The sequence below is a fragment of the Peptostreptococcus sp. MV1 genome (assembly GCF_000758885.1).
Classification (GTDB): Bacteria; Bacillota; Clostridia; order Peptostreptococcales; family Peptostreptococcaceae; genus Peptostreptococcus.
Map to the genome: position 1 here is coordinate 1 of NZ_JRNB01000091.1, position 8619 is coordinate 8619.

Consider the following 8619-nt stretch of genomic DNA (forward strand, 5'->3'; position numbering starts at 1 on the left):
AAGAAACCTTTGATAATGTGCAAAGGATAAGAGGAAATGTAAAAAGGTATCCTGATGGTTGGGGCGAATATCACCCACTAACAGGACTGATGTATTGTGCNGATTGTGGNAGCAAGATGTATGTTCATAGGACAAATAACTATAAGAATATTCCTTATTATGTTTGCAGTAATTATAAGAAAGTACCTTGCGGAACGCTATGTCCATCAGCTCATAGGATAAAAGCAGAAGTAGTCNTAAACCTTATCCAAGAAACATTAAAAGATATAAAAAATTATCTTGATGAAGATAATGAAGCATTTATTCATTCCATTCAAAATGAAATGGAAGAAAAGGAAAAGGCACATATAGAAAANAAAAAGATAAGATTAACAGAAAGCCAAAACAGGCTTCAAGAGCTGGAACGATTGATGTGCAGAATTTATGAAGATATGATTTTAAATAAGATACCGAATAATCGCTATGAAATTTTAAATAACCAATATGAAACTGAGCAACTCACGTTAAGNAAAGAGATTAAAGACTTAGAGCTTGTAATATCAAGATATGAAANGGAAACAGATAAGGCAAGAAAATTCATATCCCTTATTAGTCGTTATGAAAACTTTGATAATCTCACAAACACAATGATAAATGAGTTTGTAAAGAAGATAATCATTCATGAAAGAGATAGGAAAGGNAGTCAAACATCAAAGCAAAAGATAGAAATATATTTTAACTTCATAGGAAATTATGAAGTGCCAAAAGAAGAGTTAAGCGAAGAAGAACGATCAAAACTTGAGGAAGAAGAACGAAAAATTAATGAGAGAAGAGACAGACTTCATCAAAATTATCTAAAGCGTAAAGCAAATGGAAAACAACAGGAGTATGAGGAAAGGTATAAGGAAAGGAGAGAACAGAAAAAACAGGAGAAGTTAAAGGTTTTGAAAAGGGCAGGTATACTGATGAAGGATTATAAAAACAAGGAATCATTTAAAGAGAGCGTGTAAAAATTACACGCTCTAAATTTATGTTTTATAATATTGGGATAAATTTCTTTAGTTAAGCATACTTCTATATTTACTTGGTGTGATACCATAAGTTGATTTGAATATTTTAGCAAAATGTCCTGTGTGTGTATAGCCAACTTTTTCTGCTATCGTAGATATTTTATACTCGGGATTTTTCAGCAATAATAATGCCCTATTAAGCCTTAGTTCTTTTAAGTACTCGTAGGGAGGAACACCGTAGTATTTGCGAAAAGCTAATTGAAATCGCGCAGGACTCATTAAAGCAATTTTAGAGAGTTCAAGTCCGTCAATATGAACCGATAAATCTTTTTTCATAGCTGATACAGCCCTTTTCAGATTTTGCTTATCTTTTTTAGTTAAGACAACGGATATATTTTTTTCCTTTTCTTCTAACTCTGTAATTATGATAGATAATAGTTCCATAACTTTGCTTTCCAAATATAAAGGCAAAATCTTTCCTTCAGCTTGGGATTCTCTTATCTGTTGAAATATAAAATTCAACTGCGGAGAATTTTGAGTTTTTAACAAATAAGAATTAAGAATCTTTGCTTTTTCATATTCAAAATCATCATATTTTAATTTTAAGAAAGTATCAAAGTATTCTTTGGTTAGGATTATTTTCGTAAACTTTACAGGCTTATTTGCCTCACAATAGGTATAAGTTTTCTTTTCTGTATTTAAGTAACAATATATACCTTTTTCTACATTATTTAACTTTCTGCCACCGACTTTAAATGAACTGCTTTCTGTTTCAAATTGGCTAATCTCTAAATACTTTTCAGATACTTCGGTTATTTTCTCCATTGTTTCATTTGGAGTAAAGTTAGCAATTAAAATTAGAATTAAACGGCTGTCAAATTTTAGTATGCGAAAAGTACCTTTGCCAAAATGGGGATCTATTTTAAAGATTTGTTTGTTTTCAGTTGATAAAGTTGGAACAGGAATAAAAGGAGCGTCATGTACTAAGTTTGTTAAATAATCAATAACTGTTCTATCCATCAATTCTACTCACCTCTTTTAATATCACAAATTTATTTTATTATATCACAAATTTATAAAAATGTAAATAGAAATACTGATAAAAAGCTTATAAATAAAGGGATTACAAGGAATATCAAAATTCATAGTTAGATTTTGAGTTATAAAAAATTAGCTTTATAATGAATGTAGTTAGTTAGATACGGCTAACAATTATGAAAGGAGATGGAATAACTAATGGAAAAAAAGAAGACAGGGATATCTTATGTATTCCAATTAGCAAAAGATGAGAGAAAAAAGCTACATTTAGGAATGTTTTTATCTGTCATTTCTGCGGCTTTATCATTAGTTCCTTATTTTGTAGTTTATAAGATATTACTAATGATATTCCAGAAGAATATTTCGTATACAGAAATTTTAATGTGGGCAGGTATAGGAATTATAAGTGCTGTTTTGCAAGCAATACTAATGTCCTTTGCGGGCATTTTATCTCATACAGCAGCTTTTAACACAATACACAGAATTAAGCTGAAAGTTGTAAATCATATTTCAAAATTTAATTTGGGATTCTTTCAAGAGCATGCCCCCGGAGAAATTAAAACATTGTTGTTTGATGATGTAGATAGAGTTGAAAATTTTTTGGCTCATAGCACTTTGGAATTAGCTCAGGCAGCAGTTGTTCCGGTTATTATGTTCATTTTCATGTTGAAATTAAATTGGATGATGGCACTTGTTATGCTTATTCCTATGATTTTGGGATTAGGAATTCCTATGATGCTAATGAAAAATTATCCGGATATGTCAACGGAGCTATCCGAAGATATTGCTGATTTAAATGCTTCGGCAAACGAATTTATAAAGGCTATGCCTGTAATAAAAATGTATCATTTAACAGCAGAAAAATTTGAACAATATAGAAGCTCATTGAATGCGTATATTACTTGTTGGAAAAAGATGTGTATGAGCTCTTGCTATCCTTTATCAATAACCTTAGTGGTTTTGGATTCAGCAATCTTATTTACATTGCCGTTCGGAGGATATTTCTTTTTGAGAAATTCTTTATCAGCAACATCCTATTTGCTATTTATTATGCTTACAATGTGCTTTTTTGTTTCGTTCTTAAATATGGTAACAATCTTTATGCAATCTATGGAGCTTGGAAGCGGATTGGATAACATAAAAAAAATAATGGATATGGATGAATTGAAAGACGGAACAAAAATCATAAACAAGAATGAGTGTATGAAAATAGATTTTAAAGACGTTACTTTCAGCTATGACGATGAAGAAACAAAAAATAAAGCATTACAACATATAAATTTATCCTTAAAACCGAATACAATAAATGCTTTTGTGGGACCTTCCGGTGCAGGCAAGACAACTGCTGCACAATTGATTGGGAGGTACTGGGATGTAACAAGTGGAGCAATTAAAATTAACGACATACCGATCAATGAATTAAAAATAGATAATTTGATGGACATTACATCATTTGTTTTTCAAGATGTATTTCTTTTGGAGGACACTCTCTATGAGAATATTCGTATGGGAATAGATACAGATGAAAATAAGATTATTGAGGCTGCAAAAGCAGCACAAATTCATGACTTTATTATGAGTTTACCGAATGGATATCAGACAAGAATCGGGGATCAAGGGGTGAAATTGTCAGGTGGACAGCAACAAAGAATCTCAATCGCTAGAGCAATACTCAAAGATTCTCCAATTATTATTTTTGATGAAGCAACTTCCTATTCAGATATAGAAAATGAGTACCAGATACAGTTAGCACTTCAAAACTTGTTGAAAAATAAAACAATCATTATGATTGCTCATCGTTTGCATACTATTAAGAATGCAGATCAAATTGTTGTATTTGATGAAGGGGAAGTCGTAGAGGTTGGAACACATAAAACTCTTTTAGAAAGAAAAGGGGTCTATGAAAGTATGTGGAACACATACACAAAAGATTACTTTGGAGAGGGGGTAAGTGCAAATGCTTAAGATTATTAGAACACTTCTGAAAGATAAAAAAGAAAAATTGTATTTACCGATTTTTCTAATGGTTATTGATTCGATAGGAAGCATTGTTTTGTATTTAATGCTCTATTTTACCGTTGTTAATATATTGCAAAATACATTAACTAAAACCTTAATCATAGAATATACGGTAATATGTTTCATCAGTATGATTGCAAGGATACTGATTTATAGGCATGCATACTATTTGAGCTTTTCAAGAGGAGCTGAAATGTGTGGAGATATGCGTTTGGATTTAGCAAATCATTATAGGAGTTTGAGCCTTGGTCATTTCCAAAAAAATAGTAGTGGTTATCTATTATCAACTCTTACAAAGGATTTGAGTAGTTTTGAACTGATCATAACGCACACTTTACCATCGGTTATTAAAACGGCAGTTACAGCAATATTGATTTTATTAGGCACATTTTTTATCGATTGGAAGCTCGCATTATTAGAGTGTTTAGTATTGCTTATCGCATATCCTATGTTGATATGGGGCAACAAATTGATAGAAAAATACGGGGCAAGAAAAAGAAATTTAAATTCTAAGATGATTTCTATTATTTTAGAGTACATTCAAGGTATGAAAGCGTTTAAGTCAGCTAATATGACAAGTGAACATTTTGAAAGAATGATAAATACACTTGAAAATGTTAGAAAGACAAGCGTAAACGCAGAAAAGAAAATGGCGTTACCTACAAGTATGTACTTTATCACAGTTAACTTTTTGCTTCCGATAGTTCTTCTTATAGGAGGATATTTGCTTATAAATGGTAGTGTTAGAACTGAACAGTTTGTGGCTTTTATGCTTATGAGTTTAGCATTATCTGCACTTCTTATTGCCTTTCAACATTCCTATGGACTATTGAAAGATTTGAAATTAGCTGCAAGTAATCTTGAGAAAGCTTATGAAACGAAGCCATTGCCTTATTCTGAAAATGAAGTTGAATTAGAAAATTTTGATATTCAATTTAAGAATGTAAATTTTTCTTATGATAGAAATAAAACGATTCTGAACAATATTTCGTTTGAAGCAAAAGAAGGAACTTCTACAGCTTTAATTGGTCCTTCCGGTGGAGGAAAAACTACAATCGCTAATTTGATTGCAAGATTTTGGGATGTAAATAGTGGAGAAATTATAATTGGTGGAAAAAATATAAAATCCATAAAACCTGATGTGTTGCTTAAATATGTTAGTCAGGTTTTTCAAGATAATGTACTGTTAACCGATACTGTTTATAACAATATCAGGGTTGGAAAACCTAATGCAACAAAGGAAGAAGTTTATCAAGCTGCAAAATTAGCTTGTTGCCATGAATTTATTTTGAAAATGAAGGATGGATATGAAACGGAAATAAAAGATGGAGGAAGTACATTATCCGGCGGTGAACGACAAAGGATTGCTATTGCAAGAGCGATTCTGAAGGATGCACCAATTCTTTTGTTGGATGAATCTACAGCTTCTCTTGATCCTGATAATGAAGCTAAAATCAATAATGCTTTGGAGCATTTAATGCAAGGAAAGACAGTTTTTGTTATTGCTCACAGATTGAATACCATTAAAAACGCTAATCAAATTATTTTGATAAATAACGGAAGAATTGAAGAACAAGGAAATCATAATGAACTTTATGGAAAAAAAGGACATTACTATGAAATGGTAAATACACAGGAAAGAGCGAAAAAGTGGATGATAAAGGAGAATAGTTATGGAGAGGCTTAGTACTTTGAAAGAAAAGACAAAAGGTAAAGTTGTTGAAATTATTGGTGATACACATTTTCAAAGCAGAATAATATCTATCGGAATAACTGTCGGAAGCGATGTTGAAGTTATCCAGAATTATAAAAAGCAACCTATTCTCATTTATTGTAGAGATACGATGATAGCTGTCAATAAGATAGAGGCAGAGAAAATAATGATGGAGGTACTTTGAGATATGAAGAAAATAACGATTGCTTTGCTGGGGCAGCCTAATTCTGGAAAATCGACTTTGTTTAATGGGTTGACAGGCTCAAATCAACATGTTGGAAATTGGCCGGGTAAAACCGTTGAGAAAAAAGAAGGCGAATTTTCGTATAAAGATACCAATTATACGATTGTGGATTTACCAGGAACTTACGGATTATCTGCAAATTCAGAGGAAGAAGTTATAACAAGAGAATATATAGAAACCGGGAACGCAGACCTAATTGCTATTATGGCAGATGCTTCACAATTAAATCGAAGTCTATTTATGCTCTCTGACTACATTGGAATAAATATTCCGGTTGTCTTAATCATGAACATGATGGATGTTGCTACAAGTCAAGGGAAAAATATAAATATAAAGGGGTTACAAAAATCCTTGAATATACCTGTCATTCCTATCGTTGCGGCAGATAAAAAGGAATACAAAGAGTTTTATGCTTTTCTGGAGCATTCAGATAGAGGAAAAATTTTATCTGACGAAAATTTAGAAAGGGCATATGAAAATATTGTTGGAGATAACTATAAGCTATTAAAAAAACATATCCCTGATAAAGGTATAGGTGTATTTTCAAAGTCGTGGATTATCGGAAAATTATTAGATCAGGATGCAAAAGTAATTGCGTTAGTAAAAGATAATGTTGAAAAAGTCGAATTTGAAGAAATAGAGAACGTATTAAAAAGCATAAAAAATGGCAATTTAATAACCGGTAATTGTAAATTTGAATGGATAGATAAACTTATCAATGCAAATGTTATTCAGAAAAAGAGAGTATTTAAGAGAAGCAAATTTGATCGTATAGCCACAAGTAAAGCTTTCGGAAAACCTATGGCTATCGGAGTTATCATTTTAGGATTAGTTGCTTCTATGCTCATCGGATTTCCGCTAATGGGGTTATTTGGGTTTGTTATACCTAAAATATCAACATTGTTGGCAAAGGGGCTTGTCGCCATTGGAGTATCAAATTGGCTGATTTCACTTTTGTGTGGAGCCGTAATGACTGCAATTACTTTTGCATTGCAAATGGCAAGTTATGTATTGGGAATTAGCTTAGTATTTGGATTCTTGGAAGATGTAGGATATATGGCAAGAGTTTCCTATGTCTTTGACAACACTATGTCGAAATTAGGATTGCAAGGAAAAGCAATTATGCCGTTCTTGTTAAGTTTCGGCTGTAATATAGGTGGAATCACAGGAACGAGAGTAATTGATTCATGGGGACAGAGGGTTATGACGATTGCATTATCTTGGGTAGTCCCTTGCGGGTCAACATGGGGAGTAGTCGGGCTTGTTACAGGAACATTCTTCGGAAAACAGGCAGTATTTGTGATATTAAGCCTATTTGCAGTTGCTTTTCTACATTTACTAATCACATATAGGATTTTCAGAAAATCGCTTTATGAGGGAAGTGAACATTTTGGAATGATTATGGAACTTCCACCATATCACAAGCCACATTGGAAAAATTTACTTTCTTCTGTAATGAATAGGATGGGAAATGTACTGAAAAGGGCATTGAGTATCATTATCCTTATTTCTGTTATATTTTGGATTCTTGCCTATACGCCTGATGGAAATATAGCTAACAGCCTTATTTATAAAGTAGGAACATTTATAGAGCCTGTAACAAAATTGTTTGGGTTACCATGGCAATTATTTATGGCTTTTGTTGCTTCTGCAATGGGAAAAGAATCGGCATTAGGAGTAATGGCATCATTATTTACTTCTTCAGGAATATGGCATGCAGTTGAGGTTAAAGGGACAGTAGATACCGCTATTCTAAGCAATAATATGTTGACAATGATTTCAAAGCCGGAAGCCTTAGCATTTACTTTTGCCTTTTTCTTCAATATGCCTTGTTTGATGGCTCTTGCAGCTACCGCACAAGAAACACATTCAAAAAAATGGACGATAAAAATAGCACTGTATTATATATTATCGGCTCTAATTATATCTTGTGTTGCATATCATATTGGACTACTGATTTTTTAAGGTGTGATAAGTATGCTTATACAACTATTAGAAGTATTGAAAAAGAAAAAGACTTGCACTTTGCAAGAACTTGCTGAACTGACAGGTGAGGATTTAGATAGTGTAAAAATGAAAATTGAATATCTCGAAAATAATGGATATTTGGTAAAAACTAAAAGGTCTGCAACAAGTAAATGCCAAAGTCAATGTTCGGGATGCTCGAATTGTGTTGTTAATCAAGATGATATTTGGATTGTAAAAGAGTAGTTTGGTTAAGTACAGAATCAAAGAATGGAGGTTAAAATGTAGCTAAGCAATGGAGGGATAAATAATGAAAACACTAAATTTTGTTATTCACATAAGATATATTTATCATTTTTTATGCTTGGAATTGCTTACACGTAGCAATAACACTTTACCAGAAACAACAAAATAGAAAATCATATAAAATATTAGTTTTTAAGCCGAGAGGACTTTTTACGTCAAAGTGTAGAAGTCCTCCTTTTTTATTCTCAAAAAGCAAAACAGAGAACTTAAAAAGGAGGATAACACAATGCCTAATAAGGAATATTACCTTTATGTCAAAGGGGAAGCTATACCCATAAGTGAAGAAGTCTACAAAGCCTATTGGAAGATAACAGAGCATGAAAAATATCTTCAGAAAAAGGATT

7 protein-coding genes and 1 pseudogene are annotated in these 8619 nt (G+C 32.2%); 7 read left to right on the forward strand and 1 reads right to left on the reverse strand.

What is annotated here, in order from left to right; genetic code table 11:
- On the forward strand, window positions 1-989 hold a 989-nt coding region (locus tag HMPREF1639_RS06730), incomplete at its 5' end, for a DUF4368 domain-containing protein (RefSeq protein WP_036764717.1).
- A 48-nt stretch (window positions 990-1037) separates the two neighbouring features.
- Here HMPREF1639_RS06730 and HMPREF1639_RS06735 read toward each other — a convergent pair.
- Window positions 1038-2009 (reverse strand): helix-turn-helix transcriptional regulator, encoded by a 972-nt coding sequence (locus HMPREF1639_RS06735; protein WP_002416394.1) that lies wholly within the window; start codon window positions 2007-2009, stop codon window positions 1038-1040.
- 216 nt (window positions 2010-2225) lie between these two features.
- Here HMPREF1639_RS06735 and HMPREF1639_RS06740 point away from each other — a divergent pair, with 216 nt between their 5' ends.
- The 6 genes and pseudogenes from HMPREF1639_RS06740 to HMPREF1639_RS06765 all read left to right on the forward strand — a co-directional run.
- Window positions 2226-3992 (forward strand): ABC transporter ATP-binding protein, encoded by a 1767-nt coding sequence (locus HMPREF1639_RS06740; RefSeq protein WP_002416393.1) that lies wholly within the window; start codon window positions 2226-2228, stop codon window positions 3990-3992.
- On the forward strand, window positions 3985-5733 hold the full coding sequence (locus HMPREF1639_RS06745) for an ABC transporter ATP-binding protein (RefSeq protein WP_002416392.1): 1749 nt from the start codon (window positions 3985-3987) through the stop codon (window positions 5731-5733). The genes HMPREF1639_RS06740 and HMPREF1639_RS06745 overlap by 8 nt, the downstream gene beginning before the upstream one ends.
- A complete protein-coding gene (locus tag HMPREF1639_RS06750; protein WP_002416391.1) occupies window positions 5720-5944 on the forward strand; it encodes a FeoA family protein in 225 nt (74 codons plus the stop codon). The genes HMPREF1639_RS06745 and HMPREF1639_RS06750 overlap by 14 nt, the downstream gene beginning before the upstream one ends.
- 3 nt (window positions 5945-5947) lie before the next feature.
- Window positions 5948-7969: a ferrous iron transport protein B gene (feoB, locus tag HMPREF1639_RS06755; protein ID WP_019117881.1), complete on the forward strand. Its 2022-nt coding sequence runs from the start codon at window positions 5948-5950 to the stop codon at window positions 7967-7969.
- Between the two features lie 12 nt (window positions 7970-7981).
- Complete coding sequence (locus HMPREF1639_RS06760) at window positions 7982-8215, forward strand: hypothetical protein (RefSeq protein ID WP_002416388.1); 234 nt, start codon at window positions 7982-7984, stop codon at window positions 8213-8215.
- A 286-nt stretch (window positions 8216-8501) separates the two neighbouring features.
- A pseudogene (locus HMPREF1639_RS06765) lies at window positions 8502-8619 on the forward strand (sigma-70 family RNA polymerase sigma factor); the annotation flags it as partial.